This window comes from Thiovibrio sp. JS02 (genome assembly GCF_053485635.1).
This window is the reverse complement of sequence record NZ_CM130715.1, coordinates 1,267,961-1,294,560: the sequence shown is the minus strand read 5'-3', so window position 1 is coordinate 1,294,560 and position 26,600 is coordinate 1,267,961. Positions and strand designations below refer to the sequence as shown.

Genomic DNA, 26,600 nt, shown 5'->3' with positions numbered 1-26,600 from the left:
CCGCCGTGGCCGAGAAGCACAGGGAAGCCCGAAGGGCCAGGACGAACTGGGTGCCGTTTTCTTGCTTCTTCTTTTGGGCAAGCAAAAGAAGAAGGGTACAAGATTCTAGCTACTTGTTCATTTTCTTTGCTGGACGTTATCCTCCTTGTGGGGGGCAAAGAAACGAACCAAAGAAAGGGCACCCAGTGTCACTCGCCGTGTGTTCAAGTCACACTGCTGTGCTGCTCGGCGGCGTGCCAATGGGAAAAGAGGGGAAAATGCTCTCCCGTCTATTTTAAAAATCGCACCCGAACCAGATATGAAACCCCTTAAAATCATGATCGTGGCCGGCGAGGCTTCCGGCGACATGCACGCGGCCCGATTGATCGCCGCGCTCAAGGCCAGACGGCCGGACGCGCGAATCTGCGGAGTCGGCGGCCCGGCCCTTGCGGCGGAAGGGGTCGAGATCCTCTACGACGCGGCCAGGCTCGCCGTGGTGGGCATTTTCGAGGTGATCAGCCACTTCTCCTTCATCCGCGAGGCGATGCGGATCCTGGTGCGCCGCCTGCGGGAAGACCCGCCCGATCTCCTCATCCTCGTCGATTACCCGGACTTCAACTTCCACCTCGGCAAAAAGGCCAGAAAGCTGGGCGTACCGATCTTCTACTACATCAGCCCCCAGGTCTGGGCCTGGCGCAGCGGCCGGGTGAAAACCATCCGCGCCCTGGTGGACCGCATGGCGGTGATTCTCCCCTTTGAGCAGGCCTTTTACCGCAAATTCGGCATGGAGGTGGATTTTGTCGGCCATCCGCTCATGGATGCGGTGCGGGCAACGCTCCCCGCCGCCCGGTTCCGCCTCCGGCACGAGATCGGGCCGGAGGCCACCGTGGTGGGGCTGCTGCCCGGCAGCCGCAAGCGGGAACTGTCCGCCATGCTGCCGGTTTTTCTGGCCGCCGCGAAAATCATCAAGGCAAAGGTGCGCGATGCGGTTTTTCTCCTGCCGCTGGCGCCGACTTTGGCCGAGGAGGATCTGTTCGCAGCGGGCCTGGCCGATTGCGGTCTGCCGGTGCGGGTGAGCCGGGAAGACCGTTACGAGCTGATGGCGTCCTGCCAGGCGGTGATGGCCGCTTCGGGCACGGTTTCCCTGGAACTTGCCATCCTGAACGTGCCCATGGTGATTTCCTACAAGGTTTCCCCGCTCACCTATTTCCTGGGCCGGCGCCTCATCAAGGTACAATACGCGTCCCTGGTCAATCTGGTGGCCGGGCGGGAGGTGGTGCCGGAGCTGCTCCAGCACGAGGCGACCCCGGAAAAAATCGCCGAGGCGACGCTGAAGCTGCTGGCGGACAACGAGGAACGCGGCAGGATGCTGGCGGGGCTGGGCGAGGTGCGCGAAAAGCTGGGCGGGGCAGGGGCCTCGGCCCGGGCGGCGGAGTTGGTTCTGAAAACAGCCGACGGTTCACGGCCCTGAGTCGCGCTTATTTGCCGCTCTTTTTCCCGCCCTTGCCCATTTCCTGAGACAACACCGTATCGTAGCAGGTCGGGCAGATGCCGTGGGTGAACATCATGTCCGTATTGTGATGCAGATAACTTTCCAGGTTGTGCCAGTAATCCTGGTCGTCGCGGATCTTCTTGCAGTAGCTGCAGATCGGCAGGAGTTTTTTCAAGGCGCTCACTTCGTCTCTCGCCTTTTCCAGCTCCTCCACCCTGGAAAGCAGGTGTTCATTGAGCTGGGCCAGTTCCTCGGTGCGCGCGGCGACCCGCTGCTCCAGCACGGCGTTCCACTCGGCAAGCTGCCGGTTTTTCAATTGCAGTTCCTCAAGCAGGCCGCGGTTTTCCTGTTTCAGGCGAAAGCGCTCCACCGCCTGCAGCATGGTGATGCGCAGCTCCTCTTCAGCCCAGGGCTTGACGATGTAACGGTAGACCTGTCCCTGATTGATGGCGCTGATGATATCGTCGGGTTCGGAATAGGCGGTGACCATGATCCGTTCGGCATGGGGCCGCAGCTCCATGGCCCGAACCAGAACCTCGGCGCCGGACAGCCCCGGCATCCGCTGGTCGGAAAGGATTACGGCGATGTCGTCGTGGTCGGCGATAAGCTCAAGGGCCTCGGCGCCGGAGGCCGCCAGCAGCACCGTGTATTCCCCCTGGAAGGTCTGCAGGAAGTTACTGCCGTTGATCGCCTCGTCATCCACATAGAGCACCTTTGGCGTGTGCATGGGTTATCCCTTTGGTATCCTGCTCTCTACCCTGGCAAGATTTTTTTTGCCCTGCTCGACAAAATCCTTGATCTGTTGAGCCAGGTTGTAAGTGTTGACGGCATTGCCCACGGTCAGGCGCAGATGATCCGCCTCCCACGGCTTCACGAAGTACCGGTACACCTCGGCCTTGTTGATGGCGTCGATGAGTTCGTGGATTTCGGTGTAGGCGGAAATGATCATGCGGATCGTTTCCGGAAACAGCTCCCGCACCTTGATGAGCAGCTCGATGCCGCTCATGCCGGGCATGCGCTGGTCGGAAACGACCAGGGCCATCTCGCCCTCCCTCTTCAACAGCTCAACGGCCTCCTCGCCGGACAGGGCGGTGTAGACCTCAAACTCGTCCTCAAGGGTCTCCCGAAAGTTTGTGAGATTGATCTCCTCGTCGTCCACATAGAGCACGCGTCCTTTTTTTTCAGTCATGGGCTACCCCCGTTTTCCGTCTTCCCGTCACTTGTTTCTTTTGCCCGCAAGCCCCAGCGGCTCCGGGCGCACTGTTTTTTCCGCGTCAGGTCCGGCGACGCTACTTCACGCCGGCCGGAGAAAAGAGGGAATGGGCATTTCGCGATTCCTCCCCCGGCGCTTCCCTCTCATTCCCCTCCCTCCCCGCCGGCAGAATCCCCGGCGGCCGCGGCCCCTTCCTGCCTGAGGGGGAGAATCACCTCAAACTCGGCTCCCTGCCCCAGGACGCTGCGCGCCAAAATCTCGCCCCCATGTTTTTTCACGATCCCGTAGGAGATGCTCAACCCCAGGCCCGTTCCCTTGCCCACCGCCTTGGTGGTGAAGAAGGGATCGAAAATCTTGTTGAGCACATAGGGCGGCATCCCGGGGCCGTCGTCCTTGAAAAGGATGTGCACCTTCTCGCCCTCGCGCCAGGTGCGGACCAAAATGGTCCCCTTATCGGCAAAGGCATGCACGGCATTGAGCAGAATATTCATGAACACCTGATTGAGCTGGCCCTGGGCTCCCTGCACCGGAGGCAGGTCCGGCGCCAGCTCCCTGGCGACCGTGATTCTGTACTTGTATTCCGGATGGGCCAGGGTGAGGGTGGACTCCAGGCACTGGTTGATATCCACCGGCTGCAGGGCTTCGTCGCCGGGCCGGGAAAAATTCTTGAGGTCGTTGACGATCTTGTTGGTGCGCCGGGCGCCCTCGCGGACGTTTTCGAGCAGGAGCCGGATGCTCTTCATGGCCTGGGCGCGGCGCTCGGCGGCGTCTTCCCCCGTTGCCGGCTGGGCCAGCAGGGCCTCGAGTTCGGTGAGCCGCTTGTTGAGCGGAGGCAAGGCGCCGCTGACAAAATTGGTGGTGTTGTTGATCTCGTGGGCAACGCCCGCCACCAGCTGGCCCAGGGCAGCCATCTTTTCCGAATGGACCAGCTTGCCCTGGGCGTCCTGGAGCTGCCGCAGGGTCCGGCTCAATTCCCGGGTGCGTTCGACGACCTTGTCTTCCAGGCCGTCCTTCAGATCCTTGATCGTGGCAAAGTCCTGGTCGAGTCTGACGAGCAGGGACTGGTAGGTGTCTTCCAGGAGGCTGAGTTCGTCGCGACCCGGCGCTTCGACGCCGCCTCGCTCCTGAATCCTGGCGATCAGTTCCTTGAGCGGCTTTGTCACGTCCCTGGTAAGCAGGAAAGAGGCGAACAGGGAAAGCAGCACAAAGAGAATGGTGAACAGGCCGTTCTGCTTGATGATCTCCCGCTGGCCGCGTTCGAAATACTTTTTGTTCAGAACAAGCTGTAGCCTGCCCAGGCGAATCACTTCGCCCGGGGCCGTTTCCGTGTCAAAATACAGGGCCTCCTCGGCATCGGACTGGTCCTTTCTGGCCACATGGGTGATGTCTGCTGAAAAAACAAGAAAATCAGGGCCGTTATGCACATCCCCGGCCCCGGTGGGAATCTCTCCGGCGCGGATCCTGGCCAGGGCCGAGAAAAAGAGTTCGTCCGAGGGCAGGGAGCCGGGCAGACGCTTCACCTTGCGCAGGATGACCCTGCCGTCCGAGCCGTAGATGAGAACGGCCTGAACATCGGCAAGGTCGAAAAAGGCCTGCATGTTTTTGTCTATCTCCCTCTCATCCTCGAAGTAGAGGCCGACCTGCAGGTTGCCGGCCAGAACCGAGGCGAGGAGCCGGCCTTCCTTGTAGATATGCTCCCGGAGCAGCCGCTGCTGCACCTGATTGAACACCAGCGTGGAGACCACGGCAAAAAGAAGGAGCACGGTCAGGAAGATGAGAAAGATCTTCAGGCTGAAGTTCATTCTTCCGCGAATGCGCGGCCCCGGTCGCCTGATCATGGTTGCCAGCCCTCCCCGGAGTACGACTCGGAGATCGCCGTGGTGTTCACCGTCACCCCCATCTTTTCGAGCACCCTGACGTTTGCCACCACCTTGATCTGCCGGGGAGCAATGGAGGCAGGCAAATCCCGCACGGAAAGACCGTTGGCGATGCTTTCCGCGAGTTCGGCGGCCTGTCGGCCCATGTCGGCGATGTCGAAGGTTACGGCCAGGGCCGCGCCCTGACGCAGGTATTTTTCCGAAAAGGTGATGATCGGGATCCGATTCTCAAAGGAAAACCGCAGCAGATGCTGCAAGGTTTCCGGCGTGGTGGCCAACTGATCGGGCAGCATCCAGTATGCCTGGATGCCGACGCTCAAGGCGGCGAGGGTTTTGGCGAAATCCGAGGTGGCGGCGATTTTCCGGAACAGAAGGGCCTGCACGTCGCCCACCCCGGAAACCAGGGCCTCCTGCACCCAGGCACCGGTCTGTTGCGGGTTGTAGATGGCGCCGATGCTCTGGACCTTGGGCAGGGCCTTGGCCACCGCGGTCAGTTGCCGGGAGGGCTGAATCTTCATGGTGATTCCCACGATATCCTTGCGGTTCCCCAGCAGGTCGCGCGCCTCCGGGGCCATCAAAAAGACGGTGGGCAGGGAGAGCCTGTCGCGGCAAAAGTTCAGGGCGTCCCGGCCGATGGCCACCGCCACCCGTGGCTGCTCACGGTTTATTTCCCGGGCAAGCTCGGCGCCGGCGGCGTAGTCGGTGAGAAGAAAGGAGGAAAGAGTGGAGGAGGCAATGCTTTTGACGCCCCGGCCGGTATGGGGCGTGGCCAGGTAGTCTTCGATGCCCCGGCGCGCCTCTTCGTAGGGAGCCAGGTTCGAGGACTGCACCAGCACGATGTCGGCGCACCTGGCCCCGGCCGGGACCAGAACGGCGAAAACGCAGCAGAGCAGTATGAAAACACGCAAAGGCATCAAGGACCATCCGCAAACAAGGGGAAAGATGTACAGTCTGAATCTGCAGAATAGGCAATTTGCGCGGGTTCGGCAAGAACTCTTCGTAAAAATACGGAGTGTTCCCGATGGTGGTCCTGCGACCGAAGGCAGGTACGCCAGTCCCCGGAAGAGGCCAGTGCGTCAGGCTCTCCGGCCTCTTTTCGCCCAAAAGGCAAGCCCTTGATCCCGCCCGGAACATCCGTATTCTTTCCGTATCTTCAATCTCCCGGTCCTTCCCCACCGGAGAACCATGGAAAGATAAAACCATCGGGGGAATGACAAGTTAGGGGAATCTTTTTTTAACGAACCCGGTCATTTTTTCTTTGCAAACAGCGTCCTGAACAGTGCAATATAAATAACCTTGCGTATGGGGAAGAACGCGTGGCCGTCGCCGACGGGGGAGAGGGGGCTTTTGTCCTGTCCGGCTCAAAAGAATCTTTTTTCTTCCCTCTTGTTTATGCCGATTGGGGAACGTTGCCGCGTGCCTTGATCTTTATCCCGATCCCGGAAGGAGGTTCACCCCCATGCCCCCCCGCGCTTTTCGACGCCCCTGGCGTTCCCCGGCCTGTTCATTCTTCGTCGCCCTCGGGGCTCTGCCCACCCTGGCCCAGGCCCAGGAACCGGCCTCTGCCTCCGACCCCATGGTCATGTACTTCGACGAAACCCAGATGGTGGAGGTCGCCACCCGCGCGCCCAAACCCATCACCCAGGTGGCGGAAAACGTCACCATCATCACGGCCGAAGAAATCGAGGCCATGCATGCCCATTCCGTGGGCGAGATCCTCAGTCGCGAGTCCGGGACTTTCACCTTCTTCAGCGGCCGTGAGATTATTGGGGATGCAGGCATGGGTCTGCTCGGTACCCGGAGGCATCAGATGCTGATGCTGGTGGACGGGGTCCGGATCAACCTCAATTCAAACGGTTATGCCATTTCCAACTTTATCCCCGTGGGCATCATTAAGCGCATCGAGATCATCAAGGGGCCTGCCTCCTCGGTCTGGGGTTCATCCCTTGGCGGCGTGGTCAACATCATCACCAAGGATGCCGGATCCGGGAGTGCGACCACAGGCAGCGTCAACGCAAGTTACGGCGAGGCAAACACCCGTGATTTTTCCGCCGACCTGGCCGCAGGCACAGAAAAGACAGGAGTGTACCTCTATGGAGGCAACATTGATTCTGACGGCCTCAAAAATGACCGCTATTCGGAACGAGATGCGTTATACGGCAAACTGCGACTCAATCTGCCCCGCAACTCTACCCTGGTGGCCACGGCCGGTTCCAGCGATCCTTTTTACAAGGCCCTTGATTGGCAAGATGCCTGGGGGATTACGAACCTGAACCTCTATGAAGAAGTCACCAACGACAATACCTGGGGCACGGTTTATTTTGATACCAAGCTCACCAACAGGGTCAATGCCCATCTCTCCGCCCAACGCTATGCAAACGACTACACTCAAAACAAGCTCTCCCTGGGTACCGGAATCGGAGGTCCCAGAGGAGATTTGGTCTTTCTGCAAAAATGGGAGGATGAGAACACCAGCTTCAATGGCAATCTTTCTTACGCGGGTGATTCTTTCAATGCCAACCTCGGCGCAGAAACCAGTCGAAGCAAAATGGTCGCCACCACCGCATTGGGCGCTTTGTGGGGATCGTCAACCACGGTCGACGATCCTTTGAAGGAAGAACGACGGGGAGTGTATGCCAATGCCACCTATGTGGTCGACAAGTTCACCCTTACCCCGGGACTGCGCTACGATTACCACTCCAACTCCGAGGAGATTGTCAGCCCCTCCCTTGGCGGCACCTTTCAGGTGGCAAACGACACCCTGTTGCGCGCTTCGGTGACCAAGGGCTTTTCCGCCCCCTACCTCGTAACCTCAAGAGACAACCCGGATCTTAAGCCGGAGATTATCTGGGCTTACCAGGCTGGTATTGAAACCTACCGCATTCCTCATCTTTTATGCAAGTTCACAGCCTTTCATTTCAATGTCAAGGATGTTTGGACCAATGATCCGATCAACAGCAACAAGATCCGCAGAGACGGGTTTGATATTGATCTCAAAACCCATGAGTACAAAGGACTCACTTTGCAGACCAACTTCACATATGCAACGGAAGACAGCATGGGGTACGGCTCAACCGATCTGGAAAACGAGGAAACCTATAGCGCCAATCTTGTAGTCGCTTACAGCCATCGGGCAAGCGGCATCAGGGCGGAACTGGCCGGCAACTACATCTGGTATAATTTTGATGTACAGAACGATACCCATGACAATGAGGATATCATTTGGGACGCAATACTTAAGCAAAGCGCTCTCCCTTCCGGCATGTGATGGGGATGTTTTTTTTAAGGCCCATAATATTTTTAACGGCAACCAAATGTGGGACGTGGATTACTTTAATCCGGACCGCTGGGTGGAGGTGGGAGTATCCATGAAATTTTGATTGGACGCGGGAATCGCGCTCTGTTAGCCTTAATCAACATGCCAATATGATTAAGACTATTCTCAAATAACATCTATCGAACAGGAGGGTTTGAAATGAAAATTTTGACCAAAGGGAAAAACATTAAAGCTGTCGCTGGGATGGGAGCTTGCTGTACAGTTGGGCCAACTGCAACGAAATAATTTTGTACATCTAAGCAAAAAAAAGGAGAGCAGACGCTCTCCTTTTTTTTGCTTATGCTTCAACAAGGTATTTCCATGCAACTCACCCCTTATCTGATTTCTTTTCCGCTTCCGGATGATCCAACACAGACCCTCCTCTTTGCCACCAAAACCTGCGCCATGATCCTGCTCCCTGCAACGACTTATGCCGATCTGCGGCAGGGCAGGGTTGATGCGGAGCTTGCCGAGTCCCTCATGGAAATGGGTTTCTGGGTTGAAAGCGAGGATGCGGAGCGCATGGAGGTCATGGGCTACTTGCATGAACTCAACCGCCTCAACCCCAATCTCACCTTGGCCATCGTCCTGGGGTTGGAATGCAACTTCCGTTGTCGTTATTGTTTTGAAGGGGAGCAGAAGGGAAACAAGGCCATGGATGACGCAACCACGGACCAGCTCATCACCTTCATTAAAAAGCGCTTCGTCCAAGGCAAAAAGAGACTGCGGTTGGAGGTTTACGGTGGCGAACCACTTCTTTATATCAGGCGACTCATCTCCCTCGCCCAACGACTCAAGCCCTTTGTGGAAGAGCGGGGCGGCGAGTTCGTCATCGATCTTGTTTCAAACGGCTCACTTCTTACCGAAAAGGTGGTGGACGAGCTGAACCGCTGGGGGCTGGACGGCGTCAAGGTTACCTTGGACGGACCGCCGGAGAACCACAATCATTTTCGTCCCTTCAAATCCGGGGAGCCAAGCTTTGAGATTATCGTGGCAAACCTTGCCAAGGTTTGCGGCAAGACCAAAATCCGTCTGGGCGGCAATTACACCATCGACAACTTCCGCTCCTTCCCGCCCATCCTCGATGCTCTTGCCGCCAAAGGCATCACACCAGAACGGCTTGAACGGGTTAATTTCAACATCGTCATGCAGGTCAAGGATCAGATCACCCGCAACGAATATCTGGGGGGCTGCTGCACCATAAACGAACCTTGGCTCAGGGAGGCGGCGCTTTATGTGCGGGAGGAAGTTTTCAGGCGGGGCTACCCCATTGCCGAGTTCTCTCCCGCTCCCTGCGCCGTGGAGGTGGACGATGCCTATACCGTGAACTACGACGGTGGCCTTTACAAATGCGTGACTTGGGTCGGCCATGAGCAGTTCAGAATAGGCGATGTCTGGCGAGGGGTGGACAAAGTTTACAGGGAAAACCACCACGCCTTTCATTGGCAGAAAGAAGCCGGTTGCCGGGAGTGCCCATATCTGCCCCTCTGCTTCGGCGGCTGCCGTTACATGGCCTATCAGCGTGACGGCCACATGGCCAAGGTGGATTGCAAGAAACCCTTCCTTGACGCAACCTTGGAAAAAATGCTCCTCCAGGATCTCAGGTACCGGTACGGGGCAGGGGAGTAGCTTTGCATCAGGCTCCGGCCGCCTTGGAAAACATCCCCATCTGACGACGGAATCAGTCGGCAGACTCGGCAAAACACTTTGCCGTTGCCGTGCGGTTGATATCCTGACCGCTCTTTTCGTTCTTCCGTCTTTTAAATTCCCCCGAGATCCCGTTGGCGAATCGCCTCGTAGAGAACAATGCCGGCGCTCATGGCCAGGTTGATGCTTCTGATATTGGGGTTGGTCATGGGGATGGTGGCGCAGCGGTCGCGATAGTTGCCGATGATTTCGGCGGGCAGGCCTTTGCTTTCCCGTCCGAAAATCAGATAATCTCCGGGCTGGTAGCGCACCTCGGTGTAGAGCCGTTTCACCTTGGTGGTGAAGAAGTGGAGGGTCAGCTCGTCCCGGGCCGCGAGAAATTCCTCCAGGCTTTGCCAGTGGCGGATAGCGACGAACTTCCAGTAGTCGAGGCCGGCCCGCTTCAGATGCTTGTCGTCGGTGGAAAAACCTAGAGGGTGCACGAGATGGAGGACCGAATCGGAGGCCCCGCAGAGCCGGGCAATGGAGCCGGTGTTGGGCGGGATCTCCGGCTCAACCAGGACGATATGAAAAGGGGCCGGGGCGGGCAACGGAACAATCAGAGCAGGGTGAGTCTGGTTTCCGGGGTCACCACCACGCTTTTGACCAGCACCAGCTTGGGGTCGTCGAGCCGTTCGGCCAACTGGCCCATCGACTGCACCTCCTGCCGGAACATGACCAGCTGGCTGCCGGAAAGCACCGAACGCGGCTTGAACTTCATGCTGAAGGGATTCATGTATTTCCCGTTCTGGGCGAGACGGTAATCAAGGTGCGGGCCGGTGGACATGCCGGTGGAGCCCACATAGCCGACGATCTGTTTCTGGCGCACTCTGGCGCCGACCTTGATGCTCTTGTCGAAGCGGGAAAGATGGCCGTAATAGGTGCGGAAGCCGCCTCCATGGTCGATGATGAGCTGCTTGCCGAAGCCGCCTTTCCAGCCGGCGAAGTGCACCCGGCCGTCCGCCGCCGCCATGATCGGGGTGCCCACCGGCGCCGCCAGGTCAACGCCCAGGTGGGGGCGGAGGATGTTCAGGACCGGATGCATGCGGTTGTAGGAGAACCGGGAGGTCACCCGGCCCATGGGCACGGGGGAACGGATGAAGGAGGCGCCCAGTTCGTTGCCTTCGCGGTCGAAGTAGGAGGCGGAGTACTGGTCGCCGGTGTCGAAGTAGTAGCCTTCCATCAGGCCGTTCTCGGTGCTGTCGTAGCGGGCCAGCAGGATGTTGCCGTAGCCGACGAAGGCGTTGTTCTTGAAATACTTCTCAAAGACCAGTTCAAAGGAATCGCCCACCCGGGTTTCGGTGTTGAAGTCGATGCGGGAGGCGAAGATGTCGGCGAAATTGTAGATCAGCTTGGCATCCTCGCCGGAAGAGGCAAAGGCGGCGAAGAGCGAGGATTCGATGGTGCCCCGCACCTTGACGGTGCGGCAAGTCAGGGGGATCTCCACCTTCTGGGCGCGGAAGGAGCCGTCGGACTTGCGTTCGACCTCATGGACATCAAGGGGGCCGGACTCGTAAAGGCATTTGATCAGCTTGCCCTCGGGGTCCAGGGTCACCACGTATTTGTCCCGGGGCCGCAGCTCCCGGAAATTGATCAGCCCGCCAAAGGCGTTGATCACGGTGAGGCGCACCTCTTCATCCACGCCATAGTACCGGAAGGAGGAACTCAAGGAGTCGCCGGGCCGGATCTCGCCCACGATCTCGGTGAAGCTCGTTTCGGAATCCTCCTTGCCCGCCGGGCCGGCGCCATCTGTCTGCTTGCCTTGTGCCGGAGCAAGGGAGGCGACGGCCAGGGAACGGCCCAGCGTCATTTTTCCGTCCACGGAATAGAGGAAAAAAGCCACCACCAGGGCGATGGAAACCCCCAGGGTCAGAAAATGGGAGGTGTTCAGAAAGGTGACAAGCTGTTTTCTGCTGTCCCCGCAGAAGATGCAGAGGCCCTTGAGGAACGGAAAGACATATTCTTTGCAAAAACGGACTATGGTGGATATCTCAATCTTTTTTGAAAGTATTTCGGAAAGTTTTGCCATGGTAAAATTGTCCTGATTTATGGTGCAATGGCCTTGAGAAACAATTACTTTTGGCAATCCATATCATTTATTAGCAAGATCAAGAGATTGTTACAAGTTTCTTTTCCCGAGCAAGCCCAAAAAATACTGTATTTTCTCTTCGGAAGCTCAGGATAAACGTTCAACTCTTTTTTCTGATTACCAAAAACCGCCAACACCAAGGTTGGTGAAAAAGGCTGCCGGACAAGGCGCCGTAAGGAAAATGCATTATTCTTTAGCACGTTATGACATTTCCGGCAACGCCTATGTTCCCTTTTTTTTTCGGTTGGGGAAGCCGTGCATCGCGCATGGCGGCCTGCTGAAAAACCCGGCCTGAAATCCTTGCCGCGGCCACCCCCTTCCACGCCGTAAAACAGTTTGCAAGATGCATACCCTCGGAAACAAATCAGACAATTTTCCTGTTGATTCGCTGTGTTGGCCTGGTTTCCCCCCGGGCATGGCCGGCCTGGCCGGCCGTTGTTTTTTTGACGCCCCTGTGGACGAAGCCTGCCATGGGAGGCTTCCGGCACCGGCTTGACATTTTTTGTCAAGCCGGTGCCGGAATGGGGAAACAGGGTGGCTGTAATGAAAAAGGGAAGCAATAACTTCGGTTGCAAAAAAAAATAAATTGTTGCATTGTTCTCATTTACGATTTTTCCCGGCTCCCACTGCCGGAGCCGGATATTTTTTCACCGGCGCCTCGCGCCGTAACCCTTTCCATAAACCAAGCACAGACAAACGGAGCAACAGGCACCAATGGCGGTCATAGTACAGAAGTTTGGCGGGACCTCGGTTGCGAACCCGCAAAAGATCAAGGCGGTTGCCGAACGGGTCATGGGCTACCACCGCAAGGGGCATCGGATGGTGGTGGTCCTTTCAGCCATGGCCGGGGAAACCAACCGGTTCGTCGATCTGGCCAATCAGATGCAGGCGATTCCGGACAGCCGGGAAATGGATATGCTGCTGGCCACCGGCGAGCAGGTCACCATCGCCCTCTTTGCCATGGCCGTGAAGGAGGCCGGGCTTGACTCGGTTTCGCTTCTGGGCGATCAGGTGAAAATCGTCACCGACACCATGCACACCAAGGCGAGAATCAAACATATAGATACGGAGCGGATCAGGAAGCATCTGGCCGACGGCAAAATCGTCGTGGTCGCGGGTTTTCAGGGTGTCACCGAAGACGGCGACGTCACCACCCTGGGCCGCGGCGGCTCCGATACCACGGCCGTGGCCCTGGCCGCGGCGCTGGCGGCCGACGAGTGCGAGATCTACACGGATGTGGAAGGGGTGTACACCACCGACCCCAACATCTGCAAGAACGCCCGCAAGATCGACCGTATTTCCTATGATGAGATGCTGGAGCTGGCCAGTCTCGGGGCAAAGGTCCTCGACATCCGCTCGGTCAGTTTTGCCAAACGATACAAAGTTCCCGTCCATGTCCGCTCCACCTTTACCGATACGGTGGGCACCTGGGTGGTTGAGGAGGATAAAGCTATGGAGTCAAATCCGGTTTCCGGCGTAACCTGCAGCAAGAACGAAGCACGCATCACCATTTCCAAGGTGCCGGACGTCCCGGGCACCGCCTCGCGGATCTTCAACCCCATCACCAACGAGGGGATCGTGGTGGACATGATCATCCAGAACACCCGCGACGGCGAAATGACCGACATGACCTTCACCGTGCCCCGCACCGACTACAAGAAAACCATGAAGATCATCGAGAAGGTCGCCGCCGACATCGGCGCCGAAGGGGTGACCGGTTCCGACAACATCGCCAAGGTCTCCATCGTCGGCGTGGGCATGCGCAACCATGCCGGCATCGCCTCCACCATGTTCAAGATCCTTTCCGACGAGGGGATCAACATCCTGATGATCAGCACCTCGGAGATCAAGGTTTCCTGCGTCATCGAGGAAAAATACACGGAACTGGCGGTCCGGGCCCTGCATGACGCCTTTGGCCTGGAAAAGGGCAAGTAGACCGTATCCGTAAACAAAAGCCGGCCGGCGGCCCAGGGTTGCCGGCCGGCACAGGAACATTGAGAGAACCATGGCAGAGAAAGTCGTTATCTACGATACCACCCTCCGGGACGGCACCCAGGCCGAAAACTTCAACCTCTCCGTTGAGGACAAGCTGCGCATTACCATCAAGCTTGACGAGCTGGGCATCGACTTCATCGAGGGCGGCTGGCCTGGCTCCAACCCCAAGGACGCGGAATACTTCAAGGAAATTCAGAAATACGAGCTCAAGCACGCCAAGGTCTCCGCCTTCGGCTCCACCCGGCTCTTTGCCAATCCGGCCGACCAGGATCCGAACCTGCTGGCCCTGGTGGCGGCGAACACCCCGGCCATCACCATCTTCGGCAAGACCTGGGACATCCATGTCCGCGACGCCCTGCGCATCGAACTGGCCGACAACCTGCTGATCATCGAGGAGTCGCTGCGCTTTCTGAGACCCCATGTTCGGCATCTTTTCTACGATGCCGAACATTTCTTCGACGGCTTCAAGGCCAACCGCCAATACGCCCTTGCCACCCTGGACCGGGCCATCGAGGGCGGCGCCGACTGCCTCTGCCTTTGCGACACCAACGGCGGCACCCTGCCCACCGAGATCCCGGCGATCATGGCCACGGTGCACGAGCATCTGGCCGCCAGGAAGGCCACGGTGCACCTCGGCATCCATGCCCACAACGACTCGGAGACCGCGGTGGCGAACTCCCTGGTCGCCATCTCCCTGGGGGCGCGCCAGGTGCAGGGTACCATGAACGGCTTTGGCGAACGCTGCGGCAACGCCAACCTCACCTCCATCATGCCGGCCCTGGCCCTCAAGATGGGCTATGACTTTTTCGCGGCCAAAAACATGAAGAAACTCGCCGAGGTTTCCCGCTTCATCACCGAACTGGCCAACCTGCCGCACAACAAGTACCAGCCCTATGTGGGCCAGGCGGCCTTCGCCCACAAGGGCGGCATCCACGTCAGCGCCGTGCAGAGAAACCCCTTGACTTACGAACACATCGAGCCGGAGAAGGTGGGCAACATCAGAAGGGTGCTCATCTCGGATCTCGCCGGCAAGAGCAACGTCCTGGTCAAGGCCAGGAAATTCGGCCTGGATCTGGACAGCAAGGACCCCATCGTGGCCGCCATCGTCAAGGAATTGAAGGAGCTTGAGAACCAGGGTTTTCAGTATGAAGGGGCCGAGGCCTCCTTTGAGCTGCTCATGCGCCGCGCCCTGGGCAGCCCCAAAAAATACTTTGACCTGCACGGCTTTCGGGTCATCAGCCAGAAGAATCCGGACGGCGCCGTCCAGGAAGAGGCGACCATCCGCCTGGCCGTGGGCGGGGAAGAGGTGCATACCGCCGCCCTGGGCAACGGGCCGGTCAACGCCCTGGACCGTTCCCTGCGCAAGGCCCTGACCCGCTTCTACCCCGGCCTCAAGGAAATGGAGCTCATGGATTACAAGGTGCGGGTCCTGGCCAGCGAGCACGGCACCGGCGCCCGGGTCCGCGTCCTGGTCGAAACCAGGGACAAGGACTGCCAGTGGGGCACCGTCGGGGTCTCCCCGGATATCATCGAGGCGAGCTGGCAGGCCCTGGTGGACAGCATCACCTACAAGCTCATGAAGGATGAGCAGAAAAAACAGCATTGAGCAGGCAGGGGAGGACCGGCGGCCGCTGGTCCTCCTGATTCTGGCCGCCCTCATTCTTATCCTGGCCGCCGCGAGAAGCAGCGGCCTTCTCAACTCCCGCCGCCCCGACCCTCCTGCCGTCATCGTCTGGCTGGAGGGCGATCTCCGGGCCGGCCTCTATCAGTTTCCCGCCGGCGCGACTCTGGCCGACCTCTACCGGCGGACCGGCTGCAAAGCGCCAGAGCAGGCGGAACTTGCCAGGCCGCTGCCCAACCAGGCCGCCATCCGCCTGACAGCCGAAACTCCCCCCCGATTCCTGGCAAGAATGCCCAACGCGGCAGCTCCTCTCTTTTTCCAGCCCCTGGCCGTGAACAGCGCCACGGCCGAGCAGCTTGCCACCATCCCGGGCCTCGGCCCCAAGCTCACGGCAAGGATCGTTGCTCTGCGGGAGAAAAGGGGAGGGCGGCTGGCAAGCCTTGAGGATTTACTTGAAGTAAAGGGAATCGGCGAAAAAAAACTGGCCGTGCTCAAAAAAAACCTCGTTCTTCACTGACCTTCCGCCCGCCGTTGGTGGCCTTGCCGGCGTTTCCGGTTTCCTTTGCCGGCAAGGCCACCAATCTCCCGATTTTTGCGTATTTTTTCAACTTTTCCCCTCGCATATCCTCCCAGGTTGACATGCTGAATTTCGGGGTTCTTTTCAGGCCCGGGCTTTGATAGGCTGAAAGGAGAAACCGTACCCCTGGCATTGCCGAAAAAAAAAGCATGGGCACCAGGGGGAAACAACCAACATGGAGGCGCCTATGGGTGAGAAATTAAACGTCGGTTGCGCCCGGCCCACCGGAGGACCGGTCGGTGATGAAGAGCCCGGCCAGGAACAGACAGTGGAAACAAAACCCGTGGAGGAAAAGCGTATGGTAATGGTCGGACAGAAAGCGCCCGATTTTCAGGCGCCTGGATATCACAACGGCAAGTTCATCAGCATGAAACTTTCGGAAAGCCTGGGAAAATGGACGCTGCTCTGCTTCTATCCGGGCGATTTCACCTTTGTCTGAGCAACCGAGCTTTCCGCAGTTGCGGAAAAATATCCGGAATTTCAGAAACTTGGCGTCAACGTCATTGCCATGAGCATTGATTCCATGTTTGTCCACAAGATGTGGAACGACGACGAGCTTGCCAGGATGGTCAAGGGCGGCGTTCCCTTCCCCATGCTCTCCGACGCCGGCGGCCGGGTCGGCAGGGTCTACGGGGTATACGATGAAAACGCCGGGGTGGAAACCCGCGGCCGCTTCATCATCGATCCGGACGGCGTGATCCAGGGCTTTGAGGTGCTGAGCCCGCCGGTGGGCCGGAACGTCGCCGAAACCATCCGGCAGGTGCAGGCCTTCCAGCTGGTCCGCGAAACCAAGGGCGGCGAGGCGACCCCCTCGGGCTGGTTGCCGGGCAAAAAGACCCTGAAGCCGGGCATCAATCTGGTGGGCAAGGTCTGGGAGGAGTGGAACACGGAGATGGCCTTTGAGAAAAGGTAGGTCGTGCCGTCCTGTCCCGCAAAGGCTGGAACGCGGCTGACCGCGCTCCGGCCAAAGAATAAACGCCTGCACCCAGGCGGACCATGAAAAAGGGGGGAAATCCATGAAGCTGTGCATCACCAGCACCGGAAAAAACCTGCGGGCCAAGGTGGACAGCCGTTTTGGCCGCGCTCCTTACTTTCTTCTGGTGGACACCGAAACACTGGCTTGTGAGGCGGTGGTCAATTCGGCAAGCGCCACCGGGCAGGGGGCCGGCATCCGCGCCGCCCAGATGTTGACCGACAGGGAGGTCGATGCGCTGCTCACCGGCGTGGTGGGACCCAATGCCGTCGAGGCGCTGCGGGCGGCCGGCATCACCGTGTATGAAGGCGTGGAGCCAGGCGACACAGGCGAAACGGCCATGGCGAAATTCAAGCAGGGCAGCTATGCAGCCGTGACCTCTCCAAGGCCAGAAGCTGGCGGCTGCGGCCCCGGTCGGGGCGGGAGAGGCGGCCGGGGCAAAGGCTGGAACAGATGCCGGGAATAAAAGAACTGCAGCCGGAGATCATCGCGGCCTTTCACCGGAAAAACTTCGCCACCCCGGTCATCGGCGTCACCGGCGGCAAGGGCGGGGTCGGCAAAACCGCGGTGGCCGTCAATCTGGCCTGCGCCCTGGCCGACAGCGGCCGGAAGGTGGCCCTCATCGACGCCGATGTCGATGCGCCCAACGCCGCCCTGCTCCTTGACCTGCCGCTTGTAAACCATGAGCCCGTCCCGGTGACCATGCCGGAGATCAACCGGGAGCGCTGCACCGGTTGCGGGGCCTGCGTCGAGGTCTGCCGTCGCAATGCCCTCTTTCTGCCCAGGGGCGGAACGCCAATACTCCTGGGACAATGCAACGGCTGCGAGGCCTGCTTTCTTGTCTGCCCGGAAGAGGCTTTCGCGCGCAGGGAACGGATCATCGGCCACACTCACCGCGCCGAGGGCGCCGGCCTGACCCTGTTCACCGGCGAATTGACCCCCACGGCCGAGGAAAGCGCCGAGGTGGTCAAGGCTGTCAAGAGCAGGGCCTTCAAGGAAGCCGATGATTTCGATTTTCTCATCGTCGACACTTCGCCGGGCACCCACTGCAATGTCATCTTCGCCCTTGCGGGCGCCGATCTGGTTCTGGCGGTGACCGAGCCATCCCCGCTGGGCGCCCATGATCTTGAGCTGATCCTTTCCCTGCTCGATATCTTTGACATTCCCGGCCGGGTGATCGTCAACCGCCTCGAATCCGCCGAGGAGGCGGAAAGCGTCGCCGACATCGCCGGCAACCATGCCGCGCCGGTCCGGGCTGTCATCCCCCTGGATGAGAATCTGGCGCAAAGTTATGTGGCGGCGACCCCCCTGGTGCGGATGAACCCCGCCTGCCCCTGCGCCGGGATCCTGTTCGGACTGGCCAGGGCAGTGGCCGAGGAGTTTTCACCATGAAGGAAATCGTCGTTCTCAGCGGCAAGGGCGGGGTCGGCAAGTCGGTGCTCACCGCCTCCCTGGGCAGGATTTTTTCCGCCGCCCACCGGGTCGTCCTGGCGGACACCGATGTGGACGCCCCGAACCTGCACCTGACCCTCGGGGCGAGCCTGGTGAGCCGGCAGGAGATCGAGACCGCGGAAAAGGCCAGGATCGATCATGATGCATGCCAGGCCTGCCTAGCGTGCCGGGAGGTATGCAGGTTTTCGGCCATCATCGGCGAGGAGTCCCCCCTGATTGTCCCCTACGCCTGCGAGGGATGCGGCGCCTGCGCCATTGTCTGTCCGGCGCGGGCAATAACGATGGCCAAAACAGCCAACGGCTGGATCAATATATTCGATGCCGGCATGCCGGTGGTGGCCGGTGAACTCCAGATCGGGGAAAGCAGCTCCGGCCTGCTGGTGGACAAGGTCAAGGAAAAGGCACGGGAAGAGGCGAGACAGGGTGACGCGGAGATCCTGCTCATCGACGGGCCGCCAGGCATCGGGTGTCCGGTGATCGCGGCGGTCCGGGGCGCCGATTTTGTCGCGGCGGTGACGGAACCGACTCCGGCCGCCCTGCACGACCTTGCCCGGATGCTCCAGGTTGTGCGCCACTTCCAGGTGGAGGTGGGGATCGTCATCAACCGCAGCGATATGCATCCGACCTCCAAAGAGGCCATTTATCGCCATGCCGGGGATTTCGGCCATCCGATTCTGGCCGAAATCCCCCATGATCGGCAGGTCGGCCTGGCCCTGCGCAGAGGCAGGGCGGTGGTTGACGCCTATCCGGACGCTCCGGCTGCAAAGGCGATCAGCGCTCTTGCCGCGATACTGGGAGAAAAGGTCATGACGGTCGGGCAATCCCGCCCCTGACTGCCGGATCAGGGCCGCGACAGCGCCAGGGAGAGCGAACATGGAAACCGCCGAAAAAACCGCCGTCCTCTCCATCCTCACCAACCTGGGGCTGGTGGCGATCAAGGCAACCCTGGCGGTTGTCTCCGGCAGTCTGGCCATTCGGGCCGACGCCGTCCATTCGTTTTCCGACATCATCTCCTCGATCATCATCCTGCTCGGCATCAGGATGTCCCGGCGTTCGTCCCCGGCCTTTCCCTACGGCCTGTACAAGCTTGAAAATCTGGTCGCCCTGGGCTCTTCCCTGCTGATCCTGCTGGCCGGATATGAGATCTGCCGGGAGGTTTTTCAGGGCTCCCGGCGGCAACTGGAGGCAATTCCCCTCTCCGTGGCGGGCATCGGGCTCACCATCCTCATCACCTGGGCCTTTTCCCGCTACGAACTGAAAAAAGGGCAGGAAACCGGTTCGCCGAGCCTGATTGCCGACGCCAGGCATATCTGGACCGACATGCTCTCGTCCCTGGTCATCCTCAGCTCCCTCCTGGGCGACGCCATCGGCCTGGCCATCGACCGCTACGCCGCCCTGGTCGTGGTGGTCTTCATCGCCAGAAGCGCCTTTGTCATCTTTCTTGATTCGGTCCGTGTTCTGCTCGATGCCTCCCTCGATCATCCCACCCTGAACCGGATCAGCGGCATTGTTCTGGCCGACCCCAGGGTGGCCGCGGTCAACGCGATCTGGGGCCGCAATGCCGGCCGTTATAAGTTTGTCGAACTCGACCTGGTCTTCAACATCGAGGATCTGCAGAAGGGCCATAATCTGTCGCAGGAGCTCGGCAACCGGATCAAAAAGGAGATCGGCAATGTCGACCGCATCCTCATCCATTATCAGCCCCGACGGCGTGAACATCTCACCCTCGGCATCCCTCTGACGCGGGATCGCCGTACTGTTTCCGACCATTTCGGGGAGGCGCCGTTTTTCAAACTGCTCACCGTGCTGCCGGGAAGCGGCGCCGTGATCGAGGAGCGCCTTCTGACCAATCCGTTCCTCCAGGAAGAAAAAGGAAAAGGCATCAAGGTTGCCCAATGGCTGCTGGAAAACAGGCTTGATGTTCTGGTGGCGAGAAAGTCCCAGGAACACAAGGGACCGGCCTATGTTTTCGGCAATGCCGGGGTGGAAATTCTGCTGACCTCGGAATCAGGGGCGGATGAGGCCCTGGCCGGAGCCAGGAAGGAACTCCATGTCCCGGTTGGCGAAGAGAATCACGGGGCATCGGCCGCCGCGGCCGCGAAGGAGGAAGAGTGAAGGAAGCCATGATCCCCTTCGGCCCGGTGGTTTCCCGGCGGCTTGGCAACAGCCTGGGCATCAACAACATAAGCCCCAAGGTCTGCACCTACTCCTGCGTATACTGCCAGGTGGGACGAACCCTGCGGATGGAAACCCGGCCCCGTGACTTCTTTGCGCCGGCCAGGATATGCGCGCAGGTGGAGCAGCGCCTGGCCGCCCTCCGCAAGCAGGGGAGCGTGGTGGACTGCCTGACCTTTGTGCCCGACGGCGAACCCACCCTCGATGGCCGGCTCGGAGAAACCATCGAACTGCTTCATGGTCTGGGTCTTAAAATAGGCATAATCACCAACAGCTCGCTGCTTTGGCATCCCGAGGTGCGGCAAGCGGCAGCCAAGGCCCATTGGGTTTCCGTCAAGGTCGACGCGGTCGAGCCCCGCTGCTGGCGAAGGATCAACCGGCCACATCGGGATCTGCGGCTCGGGGAGGTTCTGGAGGGGGTGGAGAGGTTTGCCGCGGACTTCCAAGGAGAGCTGGTAACGGAAACCATGCTGGTCGCGGGCCTCAACGATGAACCGGAGGCCATACGAGCGCTGGCCCGTTTTCTCGGCCGAATAGCTCCGGCCCGGGCCTATCTTGCCGTGCCGATTCGCCCGCCCGCGGAAAAACGGGTCAGGGCGCCTGCCGAGTCCGTGCTGACCGCGGCGTATCATCTGCTGAAAAAGGAATTGCCGCGGGTGGAGTATCTTTTTGCCTTTGCGGAAAGCTGTACCGTGGCCGGTGACGATGTTGCCAGGGAGATCCTTGCCATCACGGCGGTTCACCCGTTGCGGGACGAGACGGTGGAGCGTCTGCTCGGGGGCCGGGAAAACGGCCGGCAACTGCGGGACGAACTCCTCAAGAGCAACAAGCTGGCCATTGTTGAATTCGAGGGCCAACGCTTCTGGGTGAGAAAAATCAGGTAATCGATTTCCTGCCGGCTTGCCCGCCGCGAAGCGCCTAAGGCAGAAAGAGGCGGCCCTGGGCCAGGCAGCTTGCCAACTCCCGATAAACCTCCCGGAGCCTTTCCCTGGCAGGCGCTGGCCCGGCCGCCTGAAGAATCCGGCGGGCCAGGGGACCGTGGCTGAGGATGGCCTCAGCCGCGCCGACGACGGCAGGGCCTGCCTCCACAAGATCCGCCCGGCAGGCGGCGGCCAGCTCCTGCCAGAGTTCGCCCGCCGTCAGGCGTTCGCGGTCGTTTAGGCCGAAAAACCGCAGATAATCGCCGTCCGCGAGCACGGTTTCCTCGCCGCTTGCGATCGTCTTTTCAAAAAGCTCTGCCAGCGGCCCCACCTGAGCCTTCTTCTGCTCGGGCCAGGATGACCAGCGCTCTCCGACAAGCCCCTTGAGGACCGCGCTGAGCAGAACCGCGATCGCCACATCGGCCAGGGGACATTCCTGGATATCGAGAACCCTGATCTCGATGGCGTTGCGGTCGAAACGGGCAATGGCGCCACGGGAGTTGAGCCAGACCGCCTCCAGCACCCCCTCCGGGTCCAGGGGCGCGATGTCGGCGCTGATCCGCTGATAGATCACCCTCTCGTACTCCGCCTCCGTAAAGACCGGTTCCGGAATCACCCTGGCGGTGAGGGAGGGAATGGAACGCTGGTTGGCGCGGTAGTGGTTGAGCCTGGTGTCCATGAGGCCGGTGGTCTGGCCCGCGCAGACCGGAGAACTTGCGGCCAGAGCCGGCATGAGGGGAAGGAGCAGGCGGATCGCCGCGTGCAGACGACCGAACTCTTCGTCGCCGCCAAAACCCAGGTTGAGATGGGTGGATTGCAGGTTGGACCAGCCGTGGCCCTGGCAGTTGAAGATCCTGTCGTAGGTGTTGTAGATATCCCGGTTGCCGTGGGGCCAGAGCCTTGTTTCCAGGTGGGGGTCCATCCAGGGGTGCATGGCGGTGGGCAGGAGGGTGACGCCCAGCGAAGCCGCCACCGCCCGGATCGCCGTGACCTGCTCCTGAAATTTCGCCGCCAGACCCGGCAGGGCCGCCACCGGCCCGCTGTTCTTGATCTCGATCACATGGAGAGCCAGTTCGTTGGACCAGGCCATGATGCCCTTTTCCACCTCATTGGCAAGCGTTCCTGCCTCCAGACGGAGAACCTCGTCGGCAACGGGCGCCACATCGAGGCTTTCCCCGTTGACCAGCATGTACTCCAGCTCCAGGCCGTAGGCCTGAAACAGGCTGCCCGCAGCCGCGGTGGTTACGCCCACGTCCGCCCTCCCTTGCGTTCATCGACCCGGCGGGCGAAAACCCGCATCATGCGAAGGTACAGTTCGTCCCGCAAGACCTTGTCCTCCACGCCATAATCGATGTTGGGGTTATCGTTGACCTCGATGATGTAGAACTGGTTGCCCACCTGCTTGACATCCACTCCGTAAAGGCCGTCGCCGATCAGGTTGCAGGCCTTGAGGGCGATTTTAATCAATCCCTGCGGGCAGTGTTCCACCGGCAGGGTTTCCGCGTCCCCGTCGGTGATCTTGTGGCCGCCCTCGTCGCGCTTGATGATCTGCCAGTGTTTTTTGGCCATGAAATATTTGCAGGCGTAAAGGGGTTGCCGGTCGAAAACACCCACCCGCCAGTCAAAGGAGGTGGGCATGAACTCCTGGGCGATGATCAGGTCGGATTTCTGCAGCAGGGCAGGGGCCTGAACCGCCAGTTCCTCCCTGCTCTCCACCTTGACCACCCCCTGGGAAAAAGAACTGTCCGGTTTTTTCAGGATGCAGGGAAAACCGAGTTCGGTGCTGGCCTGCTGCCAGTTGCCCTGGTGCAGGATGGTGGTCCTGGGGATGGCGATTTTGTGCCGGGTCAGTAGCTCGGCCAGGAAAACCTTGTTGGTGCAGCGCAGGATGGACTCGGGATCGTCGATGACCACCAGCCCCTCGGCCGCGGCCCTGCGGGCGAAGCGGTAGGTGTGGTGGAGGACGCTGGTGGTTTCCCGGATGAAGAGGGCGTCGAACTCGGCGATCCGGCCGTAATCGTCCTTGTCGACAAAATCCACGGCAAAACCGACGCTTTCCGCCGCCCTGCTGAAGCGTTGCAGGGCCTTTTCGTTGGAGGGCGCTTCCTTTTCCCGCGGATCGTGGAGAATGGCGAGATCATAGCGGGCCGTTCGGCGGTGGTGAAAAATCCGGTGCCTGCCGTTGAAATACTCCCGTGCCATCTCCATGGCGAAATCGCGGTGTTCTTCGGGAATATCGCTGGCCGCAATGGGATTGATGCTCTGCATCTGCCATTTGCCGTCCTTTTCATGATAGCTGAAGCGAGCCCGCAGGAAGGGCGCCTGGAAAAGCTTGAAAAGCTGCAGGGCCAGCTTGTCGTGGCGCTTGGCCACGTTATGGCCGAAATAGATGCTTAAGGTGAAATCCGAGGATTTGATCTGGGTGAGGGAGTGCTGGATGATTTCGTCCAGATCCCCGGAAGCGATGCGGATGATGGTCTGGGATTTGAGATCCTGGATGGTGGCGACGTCGGGCAGCGGCTTGTGGCCGCGGGCCGCGGCAAGGAGGGAGACATAATAGCCGGTGCTCTGGTAGCGGTAGGACCTGCAGAGGTTGAAGACACGGGCGGCGCGCATTTCGGCATAGATCGGCTCGGTCAGGTAGGAGCGGGCCGGGACCACCTCGACATCCTCGATGGCAAGGGGCCAGTCCTTGGGGTCGTAGACAACGATCAGCACTTTCATGGGCTGTTCCTGGTTTCTCCTTTCTTTTTCCTCGGTTCGATGATGAGAAAATTGGCGTCGTAGGTCACGATCCCCAGGAGGATGGAGCAGATAACCCTGTCGATGGAGACATGGTAATACTGGCTGGCCGCAACCGGGTTTTCCATGAGCGGATCGGCGATGATCACGGTGCGGTCCGGCTTGTCATACCCACACAATACCACAAAATGGCCGGCCGGAAAGCCGCGAATGTCGTCGTCCTCGCAATTGGGGCCGTGTTCGCGCATGGCCCGGTAGAGATAGGTGGAGCTCAGGCCGGTGAGGATGGGCTGCTCCCGTTTCAGATACTTGCGGAGCAGGGAAGGGGTGAGGTCGGCAAAACGCAGTTCGCCGCCCAGGTTCAGGAAATTGAGATAGCCGCGGCTGGCCAGGCGCAGCTTTTCATCCTCCTTGGCCTCCATCTGGGCGAGCAGCCGCTCTTCGATATGGTCCGGCCCCAAGGCAAACCAGGTGGGGTCGAAGACATGCATGTTGTATGTGTAAATCCTGGCATCGTAGCCGCGGCGCAGGGCATGGCAGGCCAGAAACACCGCCAGGGTGCCGCCGGTCTTGAATTGCTTCACCTCGTCGATGACCTGGGCAAGGGAGATGGCGTCGCCGTAATAACGATAGACCGCGTGCAGGCAGGTGGGGCCGCAGGTGGTGTCATCGGGCTGGGGCAGGATGGTGAGGTTAAGGGAGGCTTTCACGGCGGAGACTCCGAAGAGTTGCAAAAGACTGTTTGTTCAAGGCAACGGCGCAGAGACGCAGATTAATATGCGTAGAAAATTTTCTCAGAAGGGGCCTGGGTGTGCAAGAACATTTCCAAAAAAGACGCGGCAGGGCCTGCCGTTTGTCCGGGTTTACGGAGAGCCGCGGTTTTTTTCCGGATTTTCGCACTGTCTTTCCCAAGGTCAGCCAGCAGGTAACACATCTGAATTATTAAAACTATTTAAAAATCACACGAGGCACGCTTCTTGCAAAATTGTCATGCTTAAGACAGAGGCGAAACAAGGTTTTTTTTTTACGATTCAAGCAGCCGGATGCTCTCATCCCGGCAACAATGAAAAAAGGAGCGGCGTTATGAAGAAAAAAATCTTCAAAGGATTGGCGACGGCAATTGTGGTTGCAGCGCCGATGATTTTCCTTTCCCAGGCAGGCGCAACCCCCATCAGCGGTCAGGGGCTGCCCACCGACAACATCAACTTGACCGGCGGAACGGTGGTGGACTTTGAGTCGACCGGATACGTCAACGCCCCTTCGCTCACGGTTTCCGGCGTAACCTTCTCGGGCGACGCGAATATTGTCGTGGATGGCGACTATGCCGGTTCGTACAATACCCGGGGCAGATATCATATAACAAGCTATCCCACCTACCCGAGCACCTTCCGGTTCGACTTCGCCGCACCGGTGGATGCCTTTGCGTTCTTGTGGGGAGCCGCGGATTATAATTGGAGCCTGGCCGCCTATTCAGGCGTTTCCTTGCTGGAAACCCTTACCATTACCCCCACCGGGGCAAGCAACAGCGGCGATTATTTCGGCATTGCCTACGGCGGCATCACCCATGCCGTATTGAGCATCACCGGAGGCGGGAGTGACTACGTCTTCATCGATAATTTCACTTACGCCTCGGGCGATGACAATGACAATGAAGTGCCCGAACCGGCCACCATGCTGCTCTTCGGCACGGGTCTGGCCGGCTTGGCCGGCAGGCGCCTGCGCAGGAAAAAGGCGTAGCGCGTTTGCGCGGTGCAAAAAAAACAGGGTCGCTTTCGCGGCCCTGTTTTTTTTGGGCTGTTGGAGAATCGGGATTCAGCAGCAAAAAGACTCACCCCGATACCCTTGCCACCAGTTCCCGCATGTTACTGCGCACCTGGGCATACTCTTCGGCGGAAAGGCCCGCGCCCAGGGCGACCGTTTCCGCCATCCTCGCGGTGAGGAAATCGCCGGGCCCATGGGCATCGGCATTGACCGCGAGCTTCGCGCCGGCCGCCAGGGCCATCTTCGCCACATGGCCGTTGGTGAGACTGTGTCCCTTGCGGCCGGAAAGCTCAAGCAGGATGCCCTTCCGCGCGGCGAGCTTCGCCTCGGCCAGGGTGATGAAGCCGGGATGGGCCAGGATATCGACGCCGGCCTCCAGGGCGGCCTGGTTGCTGCCCGGCCGCACCGGCTCAACCGGGGTCTCGCCATGGCCGACCACGACCAGCGCCCCCAGTGCCCTGGCCCTGGCGGTAAGTTCGGCAAAAAGATCAGGCGGCACGTGGGTCAGCTCGATGCCGGGAATGAGCCTGGTGGCACAGTGTGGGGCAAGATCCGCCGCCACCCGGACGATATGGGGGATGATCAGTTCGAGGTTTGAGGAATCGGCATGGTCGGTGATGGCGATGGCCTCGTAGCCGAGGATTTCCACCCGGCGTACATGTTCGGCAGGAACCAGTTCGCCGTCGCTGAACAGGGAATGGGTATGCAGATCGATCATGGCATTCTCCAGAT

At 59.7% G+C, this 26,600-nt stretch carries 23 protein-coding genes; 13 read left to right on the top strand and 10 right to left on the bottom strand.

The window, feature by feature from the left end:
- Nucleotides 1–298: 298 nt before the first annotated feature.
- Nucleotides 299–1,450: a lipid-A-disaccharide synthase gene (gene lpxB, locus ACUUL3_RS06060; RefSeq protein WP_448555551.1), complete on the top strand. Its 1,152-nt coding sequence runs from the start codon at nt 299–301 to the stop codon at nt 1,448–1,450.
- 7 nt (nt 1,451–1,457) lie between these two features.
- On the opposite strand, the gene ACUUL3_RS06055 is transcribed toward lpxB, so the two are convergent.
- From ACUUL3_RS06055 to ACUUL3_RS06040, 4 genes are all read right to left on the bottom strand, one after another.
- Complete coding sequence (locus ACUUL3_RS06055) at nt 1,458–2,198, bottom strand: response regulator (RefSeq protein WP_448555549.1); 741 nt, start codon at nt 2,196–2,198, stop codon at nt 1,458–1,460.
- A gap of 3 nt (nt 2,199–2,201) precedes the next feature.
- A complete protein-coding gene (locus ACUUL3_RS06050; RefSeq protein ID WP_448555548.1) occupies nt 2,202–2,660 on the bottom strand; it encodes a response regulator in 459 nt (152 codons plus the stop codon).
- A 167-nt stretch (nt 2,661–2,827) separates the two neighbouring features.
- A complete protein-coding gene (locus ACUUL3_RS06045; RefSeq protein ID WP_448555546.1) occupies nt 2,828–4,522 on the bottom strand; it encodes a sensor histidine kinase in 1,695 nt (564 codons plus the stop codon).
- A complete protein-coding gene (locus ACUUL3_RS06040) occupies nt 4,519–5,475 on the bottom strand; it encodes an ABC transporter substrate-binding protein (RefSeq protein WP_448555544.1) in 957 nt (318 codons plus the stop codon). Before ACUUL3_RS06040 ends, ACUUL3_RS06045 begins: the two co-directional genes overlap by 4 nt.
- 545 nt (nt 5,476–6,020) lie before the next feature.
- Here ACUUL3_RS06040 and ACUUL3_RS06035 point away from each other — a divergent pair.
- Both ACUUL3_RS06035 and gptM read left to right on the top strand, forming a co-directional pair.
- A complete protein-coding gene (locus ACUUL3_RS06035) occupies nt 6,021–7,829 on the top strand; it encodes a TonB-dependent receptor plug domain-containing protein (RefSeq protein ID WP_448555542.1) in 1,809 nt (602 codons plus the stop codon).
- Nucleotides 7,830–8,198: 369 nt separating this feature from the next.
- Entirely contained in the window at nt 8,199–9,506 is a 1,308-nt protein-coding gene (gptM, locus tag ACUUL3_RS06030; RefSeq protein WP_448555540.1) for a geopeptide radical SAM maturase, read from the top strand.
- A 131-nt stretch (nt 9,507–9,637) separates the two neighbouring features.
- Here the strand turns inward: gptM and ACUUL3_RS06025 are convergent, their stop codons facing one another.
- Together ACUUL3_RS06025 and ACUUL3_RS06020 are read right to left on the bottom strand one after the other, a co-directional pair.
- Nucleotides 9,638–10,114 carry a tRNA (cytidine(34)-2'-O)-methyltransferase gene (locus tag ACUUL3_RS06025; protein ID WP_448555538.1) on the bottom strand — a complete coding sequence of 159 codons (477 nt, stop codon included), beginning with the start codon at nt 10,112–10,114 and terminating at the stop codon, nt 9,638–9,640.
- A gap of 8 nt (nt 10,115–10,122) precedes the next feature.
- Nucleotides 10,123–11,592 (bottom strand): M23 family metallopeptidase, encoded by a 1,470-nt coding sequence (locus tag ACUUL3_RS06020; protein ID WP_448555536.1) that lies wholly within the window; start codon nt 11,590–11,592, stop codon nt 10,123–10,125.
- A 774-nt stretch (nt 11,593–12,366) separates the two neighbouring features.
- Here ACUUL3_RS06020 and ACUUL3_RS06015 point away from each other — a divergent pair.
- The 9 genes from ACUUL3_RS06015 to ACUUL3_RS05975 all read left to right on the top strand — a co-directional run bounded on the left by ACUUL3_RS06015 (nt 12,367) and on the right by ACUUL3_RS05975 (nt 21,329).
- Nucleotides 12,367–13,587 carry an aspartate kinase gene (locus ACUUL3_RS06015; RefSeq protein ID WP_448555534.1) on the top strand — a complete coding sequence of 407 codons (1,221 nt, stop codon included), beginning with the start codon at nt 12,367–12,369 and terminating at the stop codon, nt 13,585–13,587.
- Nucleotides 13,588–13,657: 70 nt separating this feature from the next.
- Complete coding sequence (gene cimA, locus ACUUL3_RS06010; protein WP_448555533.1) at nt 13,658–15,253, top strand: citramalate synthase; 1,596 nt, start codon at nt 13,658–13,660, stop codon at nt 15,251–15,253.
- Nucleotides 15,231–15,785 carry a ComEA family DNA-binding protein gene (locus tag ACUUL3_RS06005; RefSeq protein WP_448555531.1) on the top strand — a complete coding sequence of 185 codons (555 nt, stop codon included), beginning with the start codon at nt 15,231–15,233 and terminating at the stop codon, nt 15,783–15,785. The genes cimA and ACUUL3_RS06005 overlap by 23 nt, the downstream gene beginning before the upstream one ends.
- A 247-nt stretch (nt 15,786–16,032) precedes the next feature.
- Complete coding sequence (prxU, locus tag ACUUL3_RS06000; protein WP_448555529.1) at nt 16,033–16,758, top strand: thioredoxin-dependent peroxiredoxin; 726 nt, start codon at nt 16,033–16,035, stop codon at nt 16,756–16,758.
- Between the two features lie 103 nt (nt 16,759–16,861).
- Entirely contained in the window at nt 16,862–17,284 is a 423-nt protein-coding gene (locus ACUUL3_RS05995) for a NifB/NifX family molybdenum-iron cluster-binding protein (protein ID WP_448555527.1), read from the top strand.
- Nucleotides 17,272–18,210, top strand: coding sequence for a nucleotide-binding protein (locus ACUUL3_RS05990; protein WP_448555525.1), 939 nt, complete (start codon nt 17,272–17,274; stop codon nt 18,208–18,210). Before ACUUL3_RS05995 ends, ACUUL3_RS05990 begins: the two co-directional genes overlap by 13 nt.
- Nucleotides 18,207–19,103 (top strand): ATP-binding protein, encoded by an 897-nt coding sequence (locus tag ACUUL3_RS05985; protein ID WP_448555523.1) that lies wholly within the window; start codon nt 18,207–18,209, stop codon nt 19,101–19,103. The genes ACUUL3_RS05990 and ACUUL3_RS05985 overlap by 4 nt, the downstream gene beginning before the upstream one ends.
- Before the next feature lie 40 nt (nt 19,104–19,143).
- Nucleotides 19,144–20,385: a cation diffusion facilitator family transporter gene (locus ACUUL3_RS05980; protein ID WP_448555521.1), complete on the top strand. Its 1,242-nt coding sequence runs from the start codon at nt 19,144–19,146 to the stop codon at nt 20,383–20,385.
- The gene (locus tag ACUUL3_RS05975; RefSeq protein WP_448555519.1) at nt 20,382–21,329 is read left to right on the top strand and encodes a radical SAM protein; all 948 of its coding nucleotides are present in this window, start codon (nt 20,382–20,384) and stop codon (nt 21,327–21,329) included. Before ACUUL3_RS05980 ends, ACUUL3_RS05975 begins: the two co-directional genes overlap by 4 nt.
- Before the next feature lie 34 nt (nt 21,330–21,363).
- On the opposite strand, the gene ACUUL3_RS05970 is transcribed toward ACUUL3_RS05975, so the two are convergent.
- The 3 genes from ACUUL3_RS05970 to ACUUL3_RS05960 are packed head-to-tail and all read right to left on the bottom strand — an operon-like array spanning nt 21,364 to nt 24,817.
- Complete coding sequence (locus ACUUL3_RS05970) at nt 21,364–22,617, bottom strand: carboxylate-amine ligase (protein WP_448555517.1); 1,254 nt, start codon at nt 22,615–22,617, stop codon at nt 21,364–21,366.
- Nucleotides 22,608–24,089, bottom strand: coding sequence for a RimK family protein (locus ACUUL3_RS05965; RefSeq protein WP_448555515.1), 1,482 nt, complete (start codon nt 24,087–24,089; stop codon nt 22,608–22,610). The genes ACUUL3_RS05970 and ACUUL3_RS05965 overlap by 10 nt, the downstream gene beginning before the upstream one ends.
- On the bottom strand, nt 24,086–24,817 hold the full coding sequence (locus ACUUL3_RS05960; RefSeq protein ID WP_448555513.1) for a hypothetical protein: 732 nt from the start codon (nt 24,815–24,817) through the stop codon (nt 24,086–24,088). The genes ACUUL3_RS05965 and ACUUL3_RS05960 overlap by 4 nt, the downstream gene beginning before the upstream one ends.
- A 373-nt stretch (nt 24,818–25,190) precedes the next feature.
- Between ACUUL3_RS05960 and ACUUL3_RS05955 the strand changes: the two genes are divergently transcribed.
- Nucleotides 25,191–25,844, top strand: a complete 654-nt coding sequence (locus ACUUL3_RS05955) for an Npun_F0296 family exosortase-dependent surface protein (RefSeq protein WP_448555511.1) — start codon at nt 25,191–25,193, stop codon at nt 25,842–25,844.
- Between the two features lie 91 nt (nt 25,845–25,935).
- Here the strand turns inward: ACUUL3_RS05955 and ACUUL3_RS05950 are convergent, their stop codons facing one another.
- Entirely contained in the window at nt 25,936–26,586 is a 651-nt protein-coding gene (locus ACUUL3_RS05950) for a histidinol phosphate phosphatase domain-containing protein (RefSeq protein WP_448555509.1), read from the bottom strand.
- Between the last annotated feature and the right edge of the window lie 14 nt (nt 26,587–26,600).

Excerpts from the sequence above, each read along its gene's own strand:
- lpxB (WP_448555551.1), top strand. The coding sequence starts at position 299 with ATGAAACCCCTTAAAATCATGATCGTGGCCGGCGAGGCTTCCGGCGAC.
- ACUUL3_RS06055 (WP_448555549.1), bottom strand. The coding sequence starts at position 2,198 with ATGCACACGCCAAAGGTGCTCTATGTGGATGACGAGGCGATCAACGGC.
- ACUUL3_RS06050 (WP_448555548.1), bottom strand. The coding sequence starts at position 2,660 with ATGACTGAAAAAAAAGGACGCGTGCTCTATGTGGACGACGAGGAGATC.
- ACUUL3_RS06045 (WP_448555546.1), bottom strand. The coding sequence starts at position 4,522 with ATGATCAGGCGACCGGGGCCGCGCATTCGCGGAAGAATGAACTTCAGC.
- ACUUL3_RS06040 (WP_448555544.1), bottom strand. The coding sequence starts at position 5,475 with ATGCCTTTGCGTGTTTTCATACTGCTCTGCTGCGTTTTCGCCGTTCTG.
- ACUUL3_RS06035 (WP_448555542.1), top strand. The coding sequence starts at position 6,021 with ATGCCCCCCCGCGCTTTTCGACGCCCCTGGCGTTCCCCGGCCTGTTCA.
- gptM (WP_448555540.1), top strand. The coding sequence starts at position 8,199 with ATGCAACTCACCCCTTATCTGATTTCTTTTCCGCTTCCGGATGATCCA.
- ACUUL3_RS06020 (WP_448555536.1), bottom strand. The coding sequence starts at position 11,592 with ATGGCAAAACTTTCCGAAATACTTTCAAAAAAGATTGAGATATCCACC.
- ACUUL3_RS06015 (WP_448555534.1), top strand. The coding sequence starts at position 12,367 with ATGGCGGTCATAGTACAGAAGTTTGGCGGGACCTCGGTTGCGAACCCG.
- cimA (WP_448555533.1), top strand. The coding sequence starts at position 13,658 with ATGGCAGAGAAAGTCGTTATCTACGATACCACCCTCCGGGACGGCACC.
- ACUUL3_RS06005 (WP_448555531.1), top strand. The coding sequence starts at position 15,231 with ATGAGCAGAAAAAACAGCATTGAGCAGGCAGGGGAGGACCGGCGGCCG.
- ACUUL3_RS05995 (WP_448555527.1), top strand. The coding sequence starts at position 16,862 with ATGAAGCTGTGCATCACCAGCACCGGAAAAAACCTGCGGGCCAAGGTG.
- ACUUL3_RS05990 (WP_448555525.1), top strand. The coding sequence starts at position 17,272 with ATGCCGGGAATAAAAGAACTGCAGCCGGAGATCATCGCGGCCTTTCAC.
- ACUUL3_RS05985 (WP_448555523.1), top strand. The coding sequence starts at position 18,207 with ATGAAGGAAATCGTCGTTCTCAGCGGCAAGGGCGGGGTCGGCAAGTCG.
- ACUUL3_RS05980 (WP_448555521.1), top strand. The coding sequence starts at position 19,144 with ATGGAAACCGCCGAAAAAACCGCCGTCCTCTCCATCCTCACCAACCTG.
- ACUUL3_RS05965 (WP_448555515.1), bottom strand. The coding sequence starts at position 24,089 with ATGAAAGTGCTGATCGTTGTCTACGACCCCAAGGACTGGCCCCTTGCC.
- ACUUL3_RS05955 (WP_448555511.1), top strand. The coding sequence starts at position 25,191 with ATGAAGAAAAAAATCTTCAAAGGATTGGCGACGGCAATTGTGGTTGCA.
- ACUUL3_RS05950 (WP_448555509.1), bottom strand. The coding sequence starts at position 26,586 with ATGATCGATCTGCATACCCATTCCCTGTTCAGCGACGGCGAACTGGTT.